Genomic DNA, 19690 nt, shown 5'->3' on the forward strand with positions numbered 1-19690 from the left:
CATCCCGTGCCTCACGATTTCAGGATCAAGGAAGATGCCCCGTTCAGCCACATCAGGCCCATCCCAGCGCATGCTTCGCGTCGGCGAGCAGGTGCGCCACGCGCTGTCCGAAACCTTGCAGCGCGGCGAGATCATCGATCCGCTGATCGAGAATGCGGTGGTTTCGGTCTCGGAAGTGCGCATGTCGCCCGATCTGAAGATCGCCACCGCCTTCGTCTCGCCGCTCGACGCCGGTGATGCCGATGCGGTGGTCGAGGCGCTCAACAAGCATGCGAAATTCGTGCGCGGCCGCGTCTCCGGCGCGCTCCGGCAGATGAAATACATGCCGGAATTCCGTTTCCGGCTCGACACCAGCTACGACAATTTCCAGAAGATCAACGAATTGCTGCACTCGCCCGAAGTGGCGCGTGATCTCGGCCCGGATGCCCAGATTGACGACCAGAATAAAGACAACGACAAGGACGAAAAATAGTGGCGCGTCGCGGCAAGAAGAAGGGCCGGCCGATCTCCGGCTGGCTGGTGTTGGACAAGCCCGTCGGCATGGGTTCGACCGAAGCCGTCTCCAAGATCAAATGGCTTTTCCAGGCGGAAAAGGCCGGCCACGCCGGCACGCTCGACCCGCTCGCTTCCGGCATGCTGCCGATCGCGCTCGGCGAGGCGACCAAGACCGTGCCCTATGTCCAGGACGGCGCCAAGGTCTACCGCTTCACGGTCGCCTGGGGTGAGGAGCGTTCGACCGATGACCTCGAAGGGCCGGTGACGAAGAGCTCCGACCAGCGTCCGGCAGAAGCCGAAGTGCTTTTGCTGATGCCGAAATACACCGGCGTCATCATGCAGACGCCGCCGCAATTTTCGGCCATCAAGATATCAGGCGAGCGCGCCTACGACCTTGCCCGCGACGGCGCGACGGTCGACATCCCGGCGCGGGAGGTCGAGATCGGCCGTCTCGACCTGATCGAGCACAGTGCGGATCGCACCATTTTCGAGGTCGAATGCGGCAAGGGCACCTATGTGCGCTCGCTGGCCCGCGACATGGGCCGCGACCTCGGCTGTTTCGGCCACATCGCCGAACTGCGCCGGATCGAGGTCGAGCCGTTCACGCAGGAAGACTTCGTCACCATCGCCGAGTTGGAAGCCGCCCGTTTCGGCGAACAGGGCGAGAATTCGGATTCGGCGGACACGGTGGATGCGCCAATCGACTTCGACGCCATCGACGCGCTTCTGGTCGATACATCAGCAGCACTCGACTGCCTGCCGCAGATCGCGATCAGCGACGATGCCGCGACAAAAATCCGCCTCGGCAATCCAGTCATCATCCGTGGCCGCGACGCGCCTGTGGAAGCCGAGGAAGCCTGCGCCACGGCGCGCGGCAAACTGGTCGCCATCGGCGCCATCGAACAAGGCATGTTCAAGCCGAAGCGGGTCTTTGCCGGGTGAGTCCCGTCGTCTAATCTCGATCAGACGTAACATCCGAGGGTCACATGGCAAAGCCCGAGACGATCAAGAGGCGGGCGCCGGCGACAACACGGCGGCCGCCAATCGGCGCATCACCTGGCACGCTGATCGCCGATCCAGCGGCGCGCCGGTCTGAACTCAGGCTGACACTGATGTCGCCCGACAAGTTCGAGACGATCGAAAATGCCAGCATCGACGACCTCAACACCCATTGCGACAATTGGCCGGTCATCTGGCTGGATTGCACCGGCCTTGCGAACTTCCCTCTGATCGAGGAGATCGGCCGGATTTTCAGCCTGCACCCGCTGGCGCTGGAAGATGTCGTCAACACCGGCCAGCGGCCGAAGGTGGACTTCTTCGAGGACCATGCCTTCGTCGTCGTCAGGATGATCGACGACGTCACCGCGCATCGTTACGAGCAGATCGCTATCTTCTTCGGCAGGAACTTCGTTGTCACCTTCCAGGAGCGCGAAGGCGATCCGTTCAATCCGGTGCGCAAGCGCATTGAAAGCTCGGTGCCCAACCGGTTGCGCACGCGTGGCGCCGACTATCTGGCCTATGCGCTGATCGACGCCATCGTCGACAGCTACTTTCCGCCGATCGAGGCTGCCGGCGAATTGATCGACAGCATCGAGGATCAGATGCTGCGCGCGGCGGACAAGCATCAGATGCGGCAGCTTCACGAGTTGCGGCGCGACGCCAATGTGCTGAAGGGGGTGCTTTGGCCGATGCGCGATGCGCTGGCGACGCTGATCCGTAACGACGTGCCCTATGTGAATGCCCGAGACCAAGGTTTTTCTGAACGACACGCTCGATCACTCGCTTCGGCTCATCGAACTGGTTGAAACCCAGCGCGACATGCTGACCGGTCTGATCGAGATGCATCTGTCGCTGAGCCAGGCGCGCACCAGCGACGTCATCAGCTATCTGACGATCGTCTCGGTGATCTTCATCCCGCTCACCTTTCTCGTTGGCGTGTGGGGCATGAATTTCGATCCCGAAACGTCGCCATGGAACATGCCGGAGCTGAAGGCCCAGTACGGCTATCCGGCAGCGCTCGCGTTCATGGCTCTTGTCGCGCTTGGGCTTATCGCTTTCTTCAGATGGAAGAAGTGGCTTTAGCGTAAGCTGAAAATCTCTATTTCTTTGGCGAAAGCCGTGAGAAAGCCGGCTTGTGAATTGGGCTGGTGTTTTTGCCGGAATTGCACTATATGCGCCGCAGCATCGTGCGATGACGCGTTGCTTGTACCGGCCCCTGCTGGACGACATCCCGGCCGAGGGCGTCCCGTTTCCTCAAACAGATAAGGAAAAACACGATGTCGATTACTGCCGAGCGCAAGAAGGAATTGATGGGTGAATTCGCAACCGCCAAGGGCGATACCGGGTCTCCGGAAGTCCAGGTGGCCATCCTTTCCGAGCGCATCAAGAACCTGACCGACCATTTCAAGGACCACAAGAAGGATAACCATTCCCGCCGTGGTCTGCTCGCTCTCGTCTCCCAGCGCCGCAGCCTGCTTGATTATCTCAAGCGCAAGGACGACGCGCGCTATCAGACGCTGATCGAGAAGCTCGGTCTGCGCCGTTGACGAATTGACCGGCGGGTTCTTTCGAGAGCCCGCCGGTCGCGCATTGGAGCACCGGGTCTATCCGGCGCTCCGATGAAGGAAGCAGGGCGCCGTGTGTCAAACTGGACGCGCAAAGTGACGCCTTGAAAGTTTGAATTTGCGCATGATGCCTTCCGAGGACCGCTGTTTTCGGGATCATGCGCAAGGCCAGTCGGGTCGATTGGCCAGACCGGTTTCGAGAGTGCACAGGGCCATTCGAAACCGCCCATGGACGGTCATGGGGCAGGATTGCAGGACGCTCGCCCGGCCAACCGCGTCGGATTTAGCCGAGCTTCCCGTTGTCTTGCCCGTGGCTGCCCGAGAAACGAAGCCAAGGGAAGGGGCATTCGCGCACGGTGAAACGGCGCGGCCCTTTCCGCATATGAAGGACAAGACATGTTCAATCACCACAAAGTGGAAATCGAATGGGGCGGCCGTCCGCTCATCCTCGAAACCGGCAAGATCGCGCGTCAGGCTGACGGCGCGGTGCTCGCCACCTACGGCGAAACCAAGGTTCTCGCCACCGTCGTTTCGATGAAGGAACCGAAGCCCGGCCTGGATTTCTTCCCGCTGACCGTCAATTACCAGGAAAAGACCTATGCCGCCGGCAAGATCCCGGGCGGCTATTTCAAGCGCGAAGGCCGTCCGAGCGAAAAGGAAACGCTGGTCTCTCGCCTCATCGACCGTCCGATCCGCCCGCTCTTTGCCGAAGGCTACAAGAACGACACGCAGATCGTCGTCACCGTCGTCCAGCATGATCTCGAAAACGATCCGGACATCCTTTCGATCGTCGCCACCTCGGCGGCCTTGACGCTATCCGGCGTCCCGTTCATGGGCCCGATCGGCGGCGCCCGCGTCGGTTACATCAACGGCGAATATGTGCTCAATCCGCATGTCGACGAGATGCAGGAATCCAAGCTTGACCTGGTCGTCGCCGGCACCGCCGACGCCGTGCTGATGGTCGAGTCCGAAGCCAAGGAACTCGGCGAGGATCTAATGCTCGGCGCCGTCATGTTCGGCCATCGCGGCTTCCAGCCGGTGATCGACGCGATCATCAAGCTGGCCGAGGTTGCCGCCAAGGACCCGCGCGATTTCACCGCGCCGGACTATTCGGCGCTTGAAGCCGAGATGCTGAAGATCGTCGAAGGCGAACTTCGCGATGCCTACAAGATCACCGACAAGCAAAAGCGCTATGCCGCCGTCGACGCCGTCAAGGCGAAGGTCAAGGCTTCGTTCGCGCCGGCCGAAGGCGAGGAAGCAAAGTACACGTCCGAGCAGGTCGGCACCGTGTTCAAGGAACTCCAGGCCAAGATCGTGCGCTGGAACATCCTCGATACCGGATCGCGCATCGACGGCCGCGACCTGAAGACGGTTCGCAAGATCGTCTCCGAAGTCGGCGTCCTGCCGCGCACCCATGGTTCGGCGCTGTTCACCCGCGGCGAGACTCAGGCGCTGGTCGTCGCCACGCTCGGCACCGGCGAGGACGAGCAGTATGTCGATTCGCTGACCGGCATGTACAAGGAGAAGTTCCTCCTTCACTACAACTTCCCTCCCTATTCTGTCGGTGAAACCGGCCGCATGGGTTCACCCGGCCGCCGCGAAATCGGCCACGGCAAGCTGGCCTGGCGCGCGATCCGCCCGATGCTGCCAACCGCCGACCAGTTCCCCTACACGCTGCGCGTCGTCTCGGAGATCACCGAGTCCAACGGCTCGTCGTCGATGGCGACCGTCTGCGGCACCTCGCTGGCGCTGATGGATGCCGGCGTGCCGCTGGCCAAGCCCGTCGCCGGCATCGCCATGGGTCTCATCAAGGAAGGCGAGCGCTTCGCTGTGCTCTCCGACATCCTCGGCGACGAGGATCATCTCGGCGATATGGACTTCAAGGTTGCCGGCACCGCCAACGGCATCACCTCGCTGCAGATGGACATCAAGATCGAGGGCATCACCGAGGAGATCATGAAGATCGCGCTGGACCAGGCCAAGGATGGTCGCCAGCACATCCTCGGCGAAATGGGTCATGCGCTCTCCGGCGCGCGTGCCGAACTCGGCGAATTCGCGCCGCGCATCGAGGTCATGCACATCCCGACCGACAAGATCCGCGACGTGATCGGCTCGGGCGGCAAGGTCATCCGCGAGATCGTCGAAAAGACCGGCGCCAAGATCAACATCGAGGATGACGGCACGGTCAAGATCGCTTCGTCCAACGCCAAGGAGATCGAGGCGGCGAAGAAGTGGATCCACACCATCGTCGCCGAGCCGGAAGTCGGCGAGATCTACGAGGGAACGGTCGTCAAGACCGCCGACTTCGGTGCTTTCGTCAATTTCTTCGGTCCGCGTGATGGCCTCGTCCACATCTCGCAGCTCGCCAACGATCGCGTCGCCAAGACCTCCGACGTCGTCAAGGAAGGCGACAAGGTCTGGGTCAAGCTGATGGGCTTCGACGAGCGCGGCAAGGTCCGCCTGTCGATGAAGGTCGTCGACCAGGCGACGGGCAGGGAAATCGCCCGCGAAAAGAAGGCCGAAGGCGAAGAAGACGCCGCCTGAGCGGCCTGACCACACCATAGAAGCGGGCGCGCCGGAAGGTCGCGCCCGTTTTCATTTTCAAGACAAGCCAGCCGCATTTCGAGATTAAAGAATGTCCGCCGAGCCGCTGAAGACACTGTTCCATCCTTTCGAGGCCGAGGCTGTTTCCTTGCCGCGCAAGGGCGAGCGTGTCCTCTTTCTGGGTGCCGTGCCGGGTTTGCGCCTGCCCGAAGGCTTCGATGCAGCACTGCATCTGGTGCAAGGCTTCCGGCCGCATTTTCGCTCGCTGCAGGGGTCGGGCTTCACGGTCACGCCGCGCCTGGAGGGCGAAGGTTTCGATGCGGCACTGGTGCTTGCCGGCCGGCATCGCGGGCAAAACGAGCTGCGCATCGCTGAGGCGGTGGAGCGCGTGGTGCCGGGCGGATTGATCGTAGTCGCCGGCGCCAAGGGCGATGGCATTGCCAGCCTGCGCAAACGCATCGATGAGCTTGTGCCACTCGATGGCCATTTGCCGAAACATCACGGCACCGCCTTCTGGTTCCGTCGGCCAGCCGATGCTGCGGCCGCGGCAGCGCTTCGCGCAGCCAACCCGGAGCTTCTGGTGGAGGGCCGTTTCCGCACCGCGCCAGGCATGTTCTCTTTCGACAAGATCGATGCGGGTTCGAAATTGCTGGTGGACAACCTGCCTAACGACCTGCGTGGCAGCGTTGCCGATTTCTGCGCCGGCTGGGGCTATGTGGCGGCCGAGGTCGCCGCCCGCTCACCCGGCATATCGGCGCTCGATCTCTACGAGGCCGATTTCGATGCGCTGGAGGCGGCGAAAGGCAACATCGGCAACACAGTGGCGGAGCCCAATTTCTTCTGGATCGATCTTTTGAGCGAGCCGGTCGAGCGCCGCTACGACGTAATCGTCATGAACCCGCCCTTCCATCGCAGCCGGGCCGCCGAGCCGGAGATCGGCGCCGGCATGATCCGGGCGGCGGCCAAGGCGCTGAAACCGGGCGGGCGGCTGTTCGTGGTGGCGAATCGCCAGCTTCCCTACGAACCGGTGCTGGCGGCTGCCTTCTCCAGCCACGCCGAGGTCGCCCGCGACGGCATGTTCAAGGTTTTCGCGGCGCGCCGCTGAGCCGGTGCGGATTGGCTAGGCGTCGTTCTCGATCTTAAAGCGCCTCGCATCTGAAAGGATTGATGCGACGCAGCATTGCGGAGTCCCAAATCACGGGACTTCCCGCCAATGCATCCTGCCGGCCGAATTAGTCCCGGCTGGTGTCGGTCTGCTTCAACTCGTCGAGCGTCGGCATCGAGACGATGTGGTAGCCGGAATCGACATAGTGGATTTCGCCGGTGACGCCCGACGACAGGTCGGACAGGAGGTAGAGCGCGGAACCACCGACTTCGTCGATGGTCACTGTACGGCGCAGCGGCGAGTTGCGCTGCTGGTAGGAAAACATGTGGCGAGCGTCGGAAATCCCGGCGCCGGCCAATGTCCGCACCGGTCCCGCCGATATGCCGTTCACCCTGATGCCGCGCGGGCCGTAATCGTTGGCGAGATAGCGGACGCTGGCTTCCAGCCCGGCCTTGGCGACGCCCATGACGTTGTAGTTCGGCATGACGCGGACGGAACCCGCATAGGTCAGCGTGATCATCGAACCGCTGTCCTTCATCAGCGTGGCGGCATGACGGGCGACCTCGGTGAAGGAGTAGCAGGAGATGACCATGGTGCGGACGAAATTGTCGCGGCTGGTGTCGGCGTAAAGGCCCTTCAGCTCGTGCTTGTCGGAAAAGCCGATGGCATGGACGATGAAGTCCAGTCCGCCCCAGGCCTCGCCCAAAGTCTCGAAAGTGGCGGCAACCGATGCGCTGTCCTCGACGTCGCAAGGGACAACCAGCGAAGCACCGAGCTTGTCGGCGAGCGGCTTGACCCGGCGCCCGAAGGCTTCGCCCTGATAGGTGAAGGCGAGTTCCGCCCCATGTTCGGACAGTTTCCGGGCGATGCCCCAGGCGATCGAATGATCGTTGGCGACACCCATGACAAGCCCGCGCTTGCCCTTCATCAATCCGTCCATGGTCGGCAATCCTTATGCGGAATAGCGCTGGAAAATCAGCGTTGCGTTGGTGCCACCGAAACCGAACGAATTGGACAAAACAGTGTCGATCCTGGCATCGTCGATGCGTTCTCGCACGATCGGCATGCCTTCGAATTCCGGATCGAGCTGCTCGATATGGGCGCTCTCGCCGATGAAGCCGCCTTGCATCATCAGGATCGAGTAGATCGATTCCTGCACGCCGGCCGCACCCAGCGAATGGCCGGTCAGCGATTTCGTCGAGGTGATGAAAGGCATCTTCTCGCCAAACACCTCGCGGATAGCACCCATTTCCCTGGAGTCGCCGACCGGCGTCGAGGTGCCGTGCGTGTTGATGTAGTCGACCGGCGAAGAGACTGTCGCCAGCGCCTGTCGCATGCAGCGCACCGCGCCTTCGCCCGAGGGCGCCACCATGTCGTAGCCGTCGGATGTCGCGCCATAGCCGACGATCTCGGCGTAGATCTTGGCGCCGCGCGCCTTGGCGTGCTCGAGCTCTTCCAGGACCAGCACGCCGGCGCCCCCGGCAATGACGAAGCCGTCGCGATCGACGTCATAGGCGCGCGACGCGGCCGATGCCTTGTCATTGAACTTGGAAGACATGGCGCCCATCGCGTCGAACAGGTCCGACATCGTCCAGTCGAGATCCTCATGACCGCCGGCGAAGACCATGTCCTGCTTGCCCCACTGGATCAGTTCATAGCCATTGCCGATGCAATGCGCCGAGGTCGAGCAGGCCGAAGAGATCGAGTAATTGACGCCGTGGATCTTGAACCAGGTGGCGAGCGTCGCCGAAGCGGTCGACGACATCGCCTTCGGCACCGCGAACGGACCGATGCGCTTGGGGCTGCCGTTCTTGAGGGTGATTTCGGCGGCCTCGACGATGGTTCGGGTCGATGGTCCGCCCGATCCCATGACGATGCCGGTGCGCTCATTGGTGATGTCGCTCTCGCCAAGTCCGGCGTCCGCGATCGCCTGGTCCATGGCGACATGGTTCCAGGCCGCACCCTGCGACAGGAAGCGCATGGCGCGACGATCGACCATGGCGGAGGGGTCGAGCGTCGGCGCCCCCCAGACATGGCAACGGAAGCCGTGTTCGGCGAAGGAATCGGAGAAGCTGATGCCGGATTTGGCATCGTGGAGCGAGGCCTGCACCTCGTTGGCATTGTTGCCGATCGACGACACGATGCCGAGGCCTGTCACTACGACCCGTCTCATTCGCAACTCCTTCCAGCGCATGAGCCCGAAACCTGTCGGACAAGGATCATGCGCATATTGAAATTCTACAGCTTCCTTTGCGCGTCCCAAGGGACTCGCGGCGCTGTGGAGGCGCCGGTCAGGCGGCGGCCGATTGCTTGGACAGACCCACCTTGAGGTCCGTTGCTGCGTATATGGGTTCGCCGTCCGCCTTCAGCCAGCCATCGGCGATGCCAAGCACCAGCCGCCCGCGCATCACGCGCTTGAAGTCCACGCCATACTCCACCTTCTTGACCGATGGGGTCACCATGCCCTTGAACTTGACCTCGCCGGTCGACAGCGCCATTCCCTTGCCCGGCTCGCCTAGCCAGCCGAGGTAGAATCCCGTCAACTGCCACATGGCGTCGAGACCCAGGCACCCCGGCATGATCGGATTGCCGATGAAATGGCAGGCGAAAAACCACAGGTCTGGCTTGATGTCGAATTCCGCACGGATGAAGCCCTTGTCGAAGGCTCCGCCCGTCTCGCTGATCTCGGTGATACGGTCGAACATCAGCATCGGCGGATAGGGGAGCTGGGCGTTTCCAGGTCCGAACAGCTCGCCGCGGGCGCAGGCAAGCAGTTCCTCGTAATCGTAGCTGGATTTCGAAACCGCCATCAATCTCGTCCCCGTAATCTTCCCGGGCGGTAGGGCGCCCTTGTCGTTGGTTTCCTAACACAATCTATTTCAGGCCGGAAACCAGCGTTTGCGCTTAACCTGCCAGTCTGCCTGGGTCAATGCGCGCTATTGATCGTATTCGGCCGACAGAATATATGTCGGGGAGTGTCTAGTTTCGGTCGATGTTCGTTTTTTGCCATTCTGGGCATATGTTGGGGCGAAACTGTGAGCTTGGACGGATAGATGGATCTGGGCTGCCGGAAGGAAAATGTCGCTGTGGACAAGCGGGTTCGCGAAGCTGGTCTGAGGCCGACGCGTCAACGCATTGCGCTGGCCGATCTGCTTTTCGCCAAGGGCGACCGCCATCTGTCGGCCGAGGAACTGCACGAGGAGGCGATCGCCGCCGGCGTGCCGGTGTCGCTCGCCACCGTCTACAACGCCCTTCACCAATTCACCCAGGCGGGCCTTCTGCGCATCCTGGCCGTCGAGGGATCGAAGACCTATTTCGACACCAACACCTCCGATCACCATCACTTCTACATAGAAGGCGAAAACAGGATTTTCGATATTGCCAGCGGTCCTGTCACGGTTTCCAATCTGCCGGCGCCGCCGGAAGGCATGGAGATCGCCAATGTCGACATCGTCGTGAGGCTGCGCGCCAAACGCTGCGGTTGACCGGCGCCTCACGCGGCCGCAAGATACCGTCTCGGCCGGTGCATGTCGCCCAAAAGTGCGTAGCGGTTTTGAGATAACGACATGCATAAAAACAAGAACTCAAAGGCGTCGCGTGAACGCGCTTTGACCATGATTCCGAACCGATAAGAATGGGTCAGTTTTTGACCCGTTCCCCCGGATAGGCACCCCAGACAAGCGACTGGGCGAGCCAGCCGGTGTGGCCGTCGAAGGTCATCTCGCACCACTGGCCGTCACAGGACTTGATCGTGCCCATGGCGCCTGGCTCGATGAGCGCGATGATGCTGGCATCCTTTTGCGGGTCGTCGAGAAGGTTGATTCGGGCATCCTTGCCGCGCTGCCAGGGCGCCACGATCGCCGTGCGGCGACCTGAAAGCAGCGACTGGTTGATCCAGCCCTCCGAGCCGTCGGCATCGCGTACACGACGCCAGGTGTCGAATTCCTGGATGATTTCCATAGGCAGGCCGGGTTTCATGTACATCCAGTCGACGGAATAGTTGACGCCTGGTCCGACGCGGGAGTTGACGCGGGCCGCCTTCAGGCTGACGAAACGCGGCAGCGGCAGGCCGCTTGGTCCGAGCGTGACGCTCCGGGCCGGTGCTGCCGCACCCTGTGCCGACACAAGCGGGGAGTAGAGGAGAGCGCCGAGAAATGCTGCGCTGAATATCCGGCGGAGCGACGCGAAACCAGACACTTTCATTCCTTTCGGCGCCGGCCTATCGGCCTTTGGCGCCCCTTTTTCTTTGTCTTCGGCGGAACCTCTTGTTACATGGATAGCTGGCACCGCGACCGGCTTCCAGTTTCGCCCGTCTTGGTTAAAGAGGTCTCAACGAGATCGGGTTTGAGGAAACAATGGCAGGCAGAAAAAGGCCCCTCGTCGTCATCACGCGCAAGCTGCCCGATCCGGTCGAGACCCGTATGCGCGAGCTGTTCGACGCCCGGCTGAATGTCGAGGACAGGCCGATGACGCAGCCGGAGTTGGTCGCAGCGGTCAAGGAAGCCGATGTTCTGGTGCCGACCATAACCGATCATATCGACGCGGCGCTGATCGCCCAGGCCGGCGACAATCTCAAGCTGATCGCCAATTTCGGCAACGGCGTCGACAAGATCGACGTGGCGGCGGCGGCAAAGCGGGGAATCACCGTCACCAACACGCCGAACGTGCTGACCGAAGATACGGCCGACATGACCATGGCGCTGATGCTGGCGGTGCCGCGGCGGCTGGCGGAAGGCGCCAATGTGCTGACCGGCGACAAGAAATGGGCCGGCTGGTCGCCGACCTGGATGCTCGGCCGGCGTATCTGGGGCAAACGCCTCGGCATTGTCGGCATGGGCCGCATCGGCACCGCTGTCGCCCGGCGGGCCAAGGCTTTTGGCCTGTCGATCCATTACCACAACCGCCATCGCGTGCTGCCGGCGGTCGAGGATGAACTGGAGGCGACCTACTGGGAAAGCCTCGACCAGATGCTTGCCCGCATGGACATCATCTCGGTCAACTGCCCGTCGACGCCGGCAACCTTCCATCTGCTTTCGGCGCGGCGGCTGGCGCTTCTGCAACCGTCAGCTTACATCGTCAACACCGCTCGCGGCGACATCATCGATGAGGACTCTCTGGTCAAGCTGATCCAGGACGGCAAGATCGCCGGCGCCGGCCTCGACGTCTACGAGCATGAGCCGGCACTGAACAGCAAATTGCTGAAGCTCGCCGCCAAGGGCAAGGTCGTGCTGTTGCCGCATATGGGATCGGCGACGCTGGAAGGCCGCATCGACATGGGCGAGAAGGTGATCATCAACATCCGCGCCTTCTTTGACGGTCACCGCCCGCCGGATCGCGTACTGCCGCTGCGGACGTGACGTTAAGTTAGAGAAAGATTACGAAAGCATATTGCGCATGGTGATCGATGTCGGACGGTCGTAGCCCTCGTGCGCCGTCCGTTCCGTTTCGCGAAAGCCGAGGCGGGCAAAGGCCGCGTGATTTCCGGTCAGTTCGACCCGCGTCTGAAGCTCGATCGCAGGCTTGCAGCGGCTGCGGGCGAGATCCTCGACAGCTTGCATCAGCTGCCTGCCAATACCCTGTCCCTGAAAGCCCGGTTCGACCGCGAGCTTTCCGACACAGAAATCGTTGGCCCGCTCCAGAACAAAAATGCAGCCGACGGTCCTGCCGTCCTTCTGCGCCGCAAAGCCCGTCTCTTGCCGGGCCTTGTCCCGGAGGCTTTCGACGGTGAGCCGATGCGCCGAGGATGGCGGATCGATGACGCCGTCCATGGAGGCGAAGGCGCGCATGATCAGCGCCAGCACCTCGTCCCAACGGTCGAAATCGGCCGGAAACTGTGCAACGCAGACCGAGCTGTCCAAGATCTAGTTTCTCTTGTAGCGGATCGTGTCGAAGCGCGCCGCCAGCGCATCGTAAAGCAGCAGCCGGCCGACCAGCGGCTCGCCGATACCGGCGATCAGCTTGATTGCCTCCATCGCCTGCAGCGTGCCGACGACGCCGGTCAGCACGCCGAGCACGCCAGCCACAGCGCAGGATGGCACCAGGCCGGGCGGCGGTGGTTCCGGAAAAAGATCGCGATAGCTTGGATTCGGACTGCCGTCCGTGCCCGTTTCGAACGGTTTCAGCACGGTAACAGAGCCGTCGAAGCGACCGACGGCGGCATGCACCAGCGGCCGCTTTTCCGCGGCGCAGGCGTCGGCCACCGCAAAGCGTGTTTCGAAATTGTCGGAGCCGTCGACAACGATGTCATAGCGGGCGACGAGGGCAGGGGCGTTGTCCGCCGTCAGCCTGAGATTGTGCAGTTCCACGGCGACATGGGGATTGATGCGGGCGATCGTGGCTTTGGCACTGTCGGTTTTCGCCAGGCCGACGGTTTCGGTGCCATGGATCACCTGTCTTTGCAGATTCGACAGCGAGACGCTGTCGTCGTCGACGATGCCGAGCGTGCCGACGCCGGCGGCGGCGAGATATTCGAGCACTGGCGCTCCCAGCCCGCCGGCACCGATGACCAGGACCCGCGCGCGCTTCAGTCTTTGCTGGCCGGCGCCGCCGATTTCGGGCAGCACGATGTGGCGGGCGTAACGTTCGAGCTCTTCGTCGGTGAGGGCGGTCATGGCCAACCTTACAGCGGCGCAAAAATCTTGTCAGGGGTCAATGCATGTCGCCCAAAAGTGCGCAGCGGTTTGGGATAGCGACATGCGTAAAGTTCAAATGGTTGGCCCAACCGTGCCGTGATCGACGGTCAGAAACTGCGCGCGTCCCTTCAGGCTGGAAAACAGCGCCGCATCGGTCCCGGTCATGAAAGCCTGGCAGTTCAGCTCTTCCAGGATCGAGAACAGTGCGGCACGCCGGCCGCTGTCGAGATGGGCGGCGATCTCGTCGAGCAGCAGGATCGGCGTCATGCCCGACATCTCGCCGGTCAGCCGGGCATGCGACAGGACCATGCCGACCAGCAGCGCCTTCTGCTCGCCGGTCGAACAGAGCTCGGCCGGCATCGCCTTGGGCCGGTGCTGCACCACGAGATCCGAACGGTGCGGGCCGTCGAGCGTGCGCCCGGCGGCGCGGTCGCGATCACGGCCTTCGGCTAAGGCGCGGCGGAACTGCTCCTCGACGTCGACAGCCGCGGCGGTGCCGACTTCGCTTTCCAAAGTGCCCGACAGGCCGATGTCGGCCTGCGGAAACGGACCGGCGCTTGGCAGCCTGTCAATCATGGCGGCGAGCAGGCGCACCAGTTCGGCACGCGCCGCGGCAATCGCCACGCCGGTTTCGGCCATTTGCGTCTCGATCGCATCGAACCAGCCGCCGTCGCGCGAGCCTTCGGCGAGCAGCCGATTGCGGCCGCGCATCGCTTTCTCGTAGTCGAGCGCGCGCTGACCGTGATCGGGATCGATCGCCAGGACCAGCCGGTCGAGAAAGCGCCGGCGGTCTGCGGCCGGCCCGGTGAACAATGCATCCATCGCCGGTGTCAGCCAGACGACGCGCAGCCATTCCAGCATGTCCTCCGCCGAGCGCGCCGCCGCTCCATTGATCCGCACCCGCCGGCCGCCCTCGCCGGCGGCGTCGCCGCCTGCGATGCCGGTACCGATCTCGACCGGGCCGTCCGGCCCATCGAGCCTGGCATGGAGGGCGAAGCCGCCGTCGCCGCCTTCACGCGCCACGTCGGCATAGGGTGCCCGGCGCAGGCCGCGCCCCGGTGTCAGCAAGGAAATCGCTTCCAGCAAATTGGTTTTTCCGGCGCCATTGTCGCCGGAAAAAACCACTGCGCCGGGATCGAGGTCGATCGACAGTTTTGCGTAATTGCGGAAATTCGTAAGTGACAGCTTACTTATATGAGTCTGCTGGTCGTGCTCAGACTGCTTCGCAACTCCGATCATGACAGCAAGATGACCTCGTTTGGGCTTACACCCGCATCGGCATCAGCACATAGAGCGTGGTTTCGTCGGTCATGTCGTGGATCAGCGTTGGCGAACCGGCATCCGCCAGCATGAATCTTGCCTCCGTGCCGGTCAACTGGGCGGCGACGTCGAGCAGATATTTGGCGTTGAAGCCGATTTCGATCGGGTCGGACGAATAGTCCGCGGCCAGTTCCTCGGTGGCGCTGCCCGAATCCGGATTGTTGACCGCAAGCGTGACCTGGCCTTCTCCAATCGAAAGCTTCACCGCGCGGCCGCGTTCGGAGGAAATGGTCGAGACGCGGTCGACGGCGGCGGCGAAACTCTGGCGATCGATGACCAGCCTCTTGTCGTTGCCGGTGGGGATGACCCGCTGATAGTCCGGGAAGGTGCCGTCGATCAGCTTCGATGTCAAAATGACGCTGCCGATGGTGAAGCGGATCTTGGTGTCGGACAATTCGGTGGTCACGGCGACGTCCGGGTCGTCGACAAGCTTTTGCAGCTCGCTGACCGTCTTGCGCGGAATGATGATGCCCGGCATGCCTTCGGACCCTGCCGGCGCGTCGATCTCGGCGCGCGCCAGCCGATGGCCGTCGGTCGCTACCGAGCGCAGCTTCAGCTTGCCGTCGGCGTCATGCGTGTGCAGATAGATGCCGTTCAGGTAGTAGCGCGTCTCTTCGGTGGAGATGGCGAATTGGGTCTTCTCGATCAGGCCCTTCAGCGCAACCGAATCGAGCCGGAAGATATGCGAGAACGATCCGGCCGAAAGCTCCGGGAAATCGGATTGCGGCAGGCATTGGAGACGGAAACTCGAGCGGCCCGAGGTCACCGTCATGGCATTGCCGTCCTCGTCGGTCTTCAGCATGACCTCCGCGCCGTCGGCGAGCTTGCGCACGATATCGTATAGCAGATGCGCGGGAACCGTCGTCGCCCCGCCGCGCTCGACCTTGGCCGGCGTGGCTTCGGTCACCTCCAGATCGAGGTCGGTCGCCTTCATCTCGAGCGTGGCGCCCTCGGCGCTCAGCAGCACGTTCGACAGGATCGGTATGGTGTTGCGCCGCTCGACCACGCGATGAACATGGTTCAGCGACTTCAGGAGATTTGACCGTTCCAGGATAACACGCATGACGAAACAGGCTCGCTTGAATGAATGAGCGGGTCTCCGGCAAGCGGCGCCCCGCGAAAGGTCTGAACAGGCTCAGAATCTGCATAAACTGATAGGAAAAACCCTGCAAGCGCAAGCCCGCGCCACCGGTTCGGGCCGGTTACGCGGGCTTTCTGGGGATAAAGCTGGCGAAGTCCGCAAGCCAATGCTTGTCGCCCAAACGTGCGCAGCGGTTTTGGAACAACGACATGCATAAAAACAAGGATTCAAGCACCTCGCATGAGCCATCCAAACGCGACGCGCTTTCGTTTTTCGGGCCGATCAGGCCTGATCGTTGATCAGTCTTCTCAGCAATTCGAGCTCCTGTGCCAGCGTGTTGTCGACGCCCGAAAGATCCTCGATCTTGCGCACGGCATGCAGCACCGTCGTGTGGTCGCGGCCACCGAAACGCCGTCCGATCTCCGGCAGGGAGCGCGGCGTCATCACCTTCGACAGGTACATGGCGACCTGCCGCGGCTTGACGATGGTGCGCGTGCGCCGGTTGGATAGAAGTTCTGTCTTCGACACATTGTAGTGGCGCGCGACGATGCGCTGGATGTCCTCGATACGCACCCGCTTCGGCTCGCCCGAACGATAGATGTGGCCGAGGATCTCGTCGATGCGGTCAATGGTGATCTGCGGTTCGAACGACTGGCGGAACAGAAGCTGGTTGAATGCGCCTTCAAGTTCGCGCCCGCTGCCGGTCACCGTGCGGGCGACGTGGTTGAGGATGTCCTCCGAGATGTCGAGCGACGCATCGTCGGCCTTGGCCGTGGCAAGGCGCAGCTTGAGCATGCCAATGCGCATGGCGAAATCTGGCGCCGACATTTCGAGCGCGACGCCGCCGTTGAGGCGCGAGCGGACGCGGGGCTCCAGCGATTCCAGTTCCGATGGCGGCCGGTCGGCGGCGACCACCACCTGCTTGGCGCTGTCGAGCAGCATATTGATCAGATGGCAGAATTCATGCTGGATCGACTTGCCTTGCAGGAACTGCATGTCGTCGATGATAAGCAGGTCGATGTCGCGCAGCTGTTCTTTCAGCGTCAGCGCGTTGTTGTCGCGGATCGCGGTGGCGAACCGCCACATGAAATATTCGGCCGTGAGATAGACGACGCGCGACTTCGGGTTCTGCTTTAGCGATTCCGCTGCGATCGCCTGCAACAGGTGCGTCTTGCCCAGTCCCACGGTCGCGTGAAGAAAGAGCGGGTTGAAGCGCACCGCGCTCGACTGCGATTCGGCAACCGCTTTGGCGGCGGCGAAGGCGACCCGGTTCGACGGTCCCTCGATGAAGGAGCCGAACGTGTAGCGCGGGTCAAGCGGCGAACCGAGCACATTGTGCCTGAACTCGGTCTCTGCTGGCATTCCCGGGCGAGGTGCTGGTACCCGCTCCACCCTGCCGGGACCTGCTGTGCCCGCGGCCAGTGCCGTTTGCGCTTGCCTGGTCATCTTGCGTGCCGGGGCCACTTCGGGCTCGACGCTGTTGCGCCCCGGGCGGGTAGCGGTGCGCACGACGATCTCGACCTTGAGGATTTCGGGATCCTCGTGTTTCCACAACTCGGCGATGAGGTCGAGATAGTGACCGTTGATCCATGAGCGCAGGAAGGCGGTGGGCACCGAGATGCGGACAATGCCACGGGACGCCTCGGCGACCTTCATGCGTCCGAACCAGCTCGAATAGACCTCGGTTCCCAGACGCGCCTTCAACTGGGCCTTGACCCGGTCGAACTTCTGTTCCGCGTCGCTGGAAGCCAATATAGCGTCCCCTCCGGTTAAGGTTCCAGGAAATGGGAGGTCGCCCGTAAGCTCCCTTTCGATGCCGCTCTGCATGATCGAGTTCCTTGTCCTTTTGTACCTGTTTTCCGCCGGGAATGCGCCTCCTGCATCCATGTTTCCGGCGACCGTGTCTTCGCTGCGACACCATCGCCGCCGCCGGCAGATGATGTCGCCTCGTTGTCGGGAACCGGCGCCGGCTCCTCAGAGCCAGCCCGTTTGGGTCATGTCAGGGCAATACAATTCCGTCCGGCGAAAACGCCGGTGCGTCATTGACCTGCCATTTACAGTTACGCCAATCCCCTACCGTATCGAAAGACAAACCAAACCCGGCGCGGAAATGATCCACGTCGTGAATTCTGCCATTTTGAGCTGGCCGATTCAGGCTGGGTTAAGGGCCAACGGCCCGTCCCTCTCGATAGACCGACATTAGCGAAATCGTTGTGGATAGGGCAAGGCCACGACTAACGGATTTTTAAGGAATGTGGTTACCCCAGACCGGTTCGAAGCCTGCGTTGCACGGGCGTATTTTGACAAAGCCATTGTGATTCAAACCCTTTTCCGGCGAATGTGAAAAAGGCCACACCGCGCGAAATTTTCTGAAATAATTTTCTTGACAGCCACTTGTCCCCCATCCCTTGCGCACGATGTGAACAAGTTGTGGATGACTATCTATAAGTTATTGAAAAATAATGGAAATTTTTGACAGGCGATGTTTTCGCCGTGGGCGCGTTCAGCGGCTGCGAATATCAGCGGGCATGTATATGCCGGCAAAGCATTTCGGACTTTGAAATCCATGCCGAGTGTCATTCGCGGGCTTTCTTTTTAAGTACTTGCCGGCAAACGAAAAAACCCGGCGTTAGCGGCCGGGCTTGAAGAAGACCAGTTCAGGAAAGGGATATCAGGCCGACAGCACCTTGAGTCGCTGGGCCAGGCGCGACACCTTCCGGGACGCTGTATTCTTATGTATCACGCCCTTGGTCGCGGCGCGCATCAACTCCGGCTCCGCCACCTTGAAAGCAGCCTGCGCGGCAGCCTTGTCGCCCGAGGCGAGCGCCTCTTCAACCTGGCGGACATAAGTCCGTACGCGCGAGCGGCGATTCTTGTTGATCGCCGTGCGGCGGGCGATCTTGCGCGTTGCCTTTTTGGCCGAGGAGGTATTGGCCATGATGCCTCTCTTCTGATCTGGTGGGCGCTTGCGGGATGCCGCAGGGCGCAAAAAACAAACGGGCAGCCACAGGGCCGCCTCGGTTGGTGCGGCTTATAGTTCAGCTTTTCCGGCGCGTCAACGCTGCTTCGGCTTCTTTTTGGCTGCTGCTGTCGCTCGCCTCCGGCCGCCGCCCTCACGATCTACCGGTTCGTGAAATTCGGCTTCCGCTTCTCGGCAAAGGCCGCCATGCCTTCCTTCTGGTCGTCGAGCGCAAACAGCGAGTGAAACAGCCGGCGTTCGAACCACAGCCCTTCGGCCAGTGTCGTTTCATAGGCGCGGTTGACGGCCTCTTTCGCCATCATCACCGACGGCAGCGAAAAATCGGCTATCTTGGCCGCCGCCTTCAGCGCTTCCTCGAGCAGCTCGCCGGCAGGCACGACGCGCGACACCAGGCCGGAACGCTCGGCCTCTGCAGCATCCATCATCCGCCCGGTCAGGCACATGTCCATCGCCTTCGACTTGCCGACGAAACGGGTCAGACGCTGTGATCCGCCCATGCCCGGCATGACGCCGAGCGTGATCTCGGGCTGGCCGAACTTGGCGTTGTCGGCGGCGATGATGAAATCGCACATCATCGCCAGTTCGCAGCCGCCGCCGAGCGCATAGCCGGCCACCGCCGCGATAACAGGCTTGCGCGTCCGGGTGAACTCTTCCCAGCCGACAAAGAAGTCCTGGACATAGGCGTCGACAAAGGAGATCGCCTGCATTTCCTTGATGTCCGCGCCCGCCGCGAAGGCTTTTTCGGAGCCGGTGATGACCATCGCGCCGATGCCGGCATCCGCGCAGAAGCCGTTCACGGCCGCGACCACTTCCGCCAGGACCTGCGAGTTCAGCGCGTTGAGCGCCTTCGGCCGGTTCAGCGTGATCAGCCCGACCTTGCCGCGGGTCTCCACGATGATCGTTTCATAGGCCATGACTGTATCTCCTCGCTCGGTCATCTGCTTGCAGCCGGCACCTGGCTCATATCTG

The 19690-nt window shown here is 62.1% G+C and carries 18 protein-coding genes and 1 pseudogene; 8 read left to right on the forward strand and 11 right to left on the reverse strand.

All coding sequences use genetic code 11. From position 1 onward, the window contains the following. Window positions 1-34 precede the first annotated feature (34 nt). From rbfA to IQ26_RS07150, 6 genes and pseudogenes are all read left to right on the forward strand, one after another. Window positions 35-472 carry a 30S ribosome-binding factor RbfA gene (rbfA, locus tag IQ26_RS07125; protein WP_145715306.1) on the forward strand — a complete coding sequence of 146 codons (438 nt, stop codon included), beginning with the start codon at window positions 35-37 and terminating at the stop codon, window positions 470-472. Beyond that, entirely contained in the window at window positions 472-1437 is a 966-nt protein-coding gene (truB, locus tag IQ26_RS07130) for a tRNA pseudouridine(55) synthase TruB (protein WP_145715308.1), read from the forward strand. The genes rbfA and truB overlap by 1 nt, the downstream gene beginning before the upstream one ends. 44 nt (window positions 1438-1481) lie before the next feature. Then, window positions 1482-2577: pseudogene (gene corA / locus IQ26_RS41020) on the forward strand (magnesium/cobalt transporter CorA). Between the two features lie 179 nt (window positions 2578-2756). Beyond that, window positions 2757-3041 (forward strand): 30S ribosomal protein S15, encoded by a 285-nt coding sequence (rpsO, locus tag IQ26_RS07140; RefSeq protein ID WP_407660271.1) that lies wholly within the window; start codon window positions 2757-2759, stop codon window positions 3039-3041. Window positions 3042-3455: 414 nt separating this feature from the next. Beyond that, window positions 3456-5603 carry a polyribonucleotide nucleotidyltransferase gene (pnp, locus tag IQ26_RS07145; protein WP_145715310.1) on the forward strand — a complete coding sequence of 716 codons (2148 nt, stop codon included), beginning with the start codon at window positions 3456-3458 and terminating at the stop codon, window positions 5601-5603. A gap of 91 nt (window positions 5604-5694) precedes the next feature. Beyond that, window positions 5695-6708 carry a class I SAM-dependent methyltransferase gene (locus tag IQ26_RS07150; protein WP_145715312.1) on the forward strand — a complete coding sequence of 338 codons (1014 nt, stop codon included), beginning with the start codon at window positions 5695-5697 and terminating at the stop codon, window positions 6706-6708. A 127-nt stretch (window positions 6709-6835) separates the two neighbouring features. Here the strand turns inward: IQ26_RS07150 and fabI are convergent, their stop codons facing one another. The 3 genes from fabI to fabA all read right to left on the reverse strand — a co-directional run bounded on the left by fabI (window position 6836) and on the right by fabA (window position 9518). Next, window positions 6836-7648 (reverse strand): enoyl-ACP reductase FabI, encoded by an 813-nt coding sequence (fabI, locus tag IQ26_RS07155; protein ID WP_145715314.1) that lies wholly within the window; start codon window positions 7646-7648, stop codon window positions 6836-6838. A 12-nt stretch (window positions 7649-7660) separates the two neighbouring features. Beyond that, the gene (gene fabB / locus IQ26_RS07160; RefSeq protein ID WP_145715316.1) at window positions 7661-8881 is read right to left on the reverse strand and encodes a beta-ketoacyl-ACP synthase I; all 1221 of its coding nucleotides are present in this window, start codon (window positions 8879-8881) and stop codon (window positions 7661-7663) included. A 118-nt stretch (window positions 8882-8999) separates the two neighbouring features. Next, a complete protein-coding gene (gene fabA / locus IQ26_RS07165; protein ID WP_023802127.1) occupies window positions 9000-9518 on the reverse strand; it encodes a 3-hydroxyacyl-[acyl-carrier-protein] dehydratase FabA in 519 nt (172 codons plus the stop codon). Window positions 9519-9761: 243 nt separating this feature from the next. Between fabA and irrA the strand changes: the two genes are divergently transcribed. After that, complete coding sequence (gene irrA / locus IQ26_RS07170) at window positions 9762-10193, forward strand: iron response transcriptional regulator IrrA (protein WP_145715317.1); 432 nt, start codon at window positions 9762-9764, stop codon at window positions 10191-10193. Window positions 10194-10347: 154 nt separating this feature from the next. On the opposite strand, the gene IQ26_RS07175 is transcribed toward irrA, so the two are convergent. Beyond that, entirely contained in the window at window positions 10348-10905 is a 558-nt protein-coding gene (locus IQ26_RS07175) for an SH3 domain-containing protein (RefSeq protein WP_145715320.1), read from the reverse strand. Between the two features lie 158 nt (window positions 10906-11063). Here IQ26_RS07175 and IQ26_RS07180 point away from each other — a divergent pair, with 158 nt between their 5' ends. After that, on the forward strand, window positions 11064-12065 hold the full coding sequence (locus tag IQ26_RS07180; protein WP_126037676.1) for a 2-hydroxyacid dehydrogenase: 1002 nt from the start codon (window positions 11064-11066) through the stop codon (window positions 12063-12065). 18 nt (window positions 12066-12083) lie between these two features. Here the strand turns inward: IQ26_RS07180 and IQ26_RS07185 are convergent, their stop codons facing one another. The 7 genes from IQ26_RS07185 to IQ26_RS07215 all read right to left on the reverse strand — a co-directional run bounded on the left by IQ26_RS07185 (window position 12084) and on the right by IQ26_RS07215 (window position 19635). Further along, window positions 12084-12566, reverse strand: a complete 483-nt coding sequence (locus tag IQ26_RS07185; protein ID WP_240547028.1) for a GNAT family N-acetyltransferase — start codon at window positions 12564-12566, stop codon at window positions 12084-12086. A 3-nt stretch (window positions 12567-12569) separates the two neighbouring features. Then, window positions 12570-13319 carry a molybdopterin-synthase adenylyltransferase MoeB gene (locus IQ26_RS07190; RefSeq protein WP_162457880.1) on the reverse strand — a complete coding sequence of 250 codons (750 nt, stop codon included), beginning with the start codon at window positions 13317-13319 and terminating at the stop codon, window positions 12570-12572. 93 nt (window positions 13320-13412) lie between these two features. Continuing rightward, a complete protein-coding gene (gene recF / locus IQ26_RS07195) occupies window positions 13413-14579 on the reverse strand; it encodes a DNA replication/repair protein RecF (RefSeq protein ID WP_145715325.1) in 1167 nt (388 codons plus the stop codon). A 25-nt stretch (window positions 14580-14604) separates the two neighbouring features. Beyond that, entirely contained in the window at window positions 14605-15723 is a 1119-nt protein-coding gene (dnaN, locus tag IQ26_RS07200) for a DNA polymerase III subunit beta (protein ID WP_145715327.1), read from the reverse strand. A 300-nt stretch (window positions 15724-16023) separates the two neighbouring features. Further along, complete coding sequence (gene dnaA / locus IQ26_RS07205) at window positions 16024-17568, reverse strand: chromosomal replication initiator protein DnaA (RefSeq protein ID WP_145715329.1); 1545 nt, start codon at window positions 17566-17568, stop codon at window positions 16024-16026. 844 nt (window positions 17569-18412) lie between these two features. Then, window positions 18413-18679 (reverse strand): 30S ribosomal protein S20, encoded by a 267-nt coding sequence (gene rpsT, locus IQ26_RS07210; protein ID WP_145715330.1) that lies wholly within the window; start codon window positions 18677-18679, stop codon window positions 18413-18415. 182 nt (window positions 18680-18861) lie between these two features. Next, window positions 18862-19635, reverse strand: coding sequence for an enoyl-CoA hydratase (locus tag IQ26_RS07215; protein WP_145715332.1), 774 nt, complete (start codon window positions 19633-19635; stop codon window positions 18862-18864). Between the last annotated feature and the right edge of the window lie 55 nt (window positions 19636-19690).

The sequence above is a fragment of the Mesorhizobium tianshanense genome (genome assembly GCF_007830515.1).
Lineage (GTDB): Bacteria > Pseudomonadota > Alphaproteobacteria > Rhizobiales > Rhizobiaceae > Mesorhizobium > Mesorhizobium tianshanense.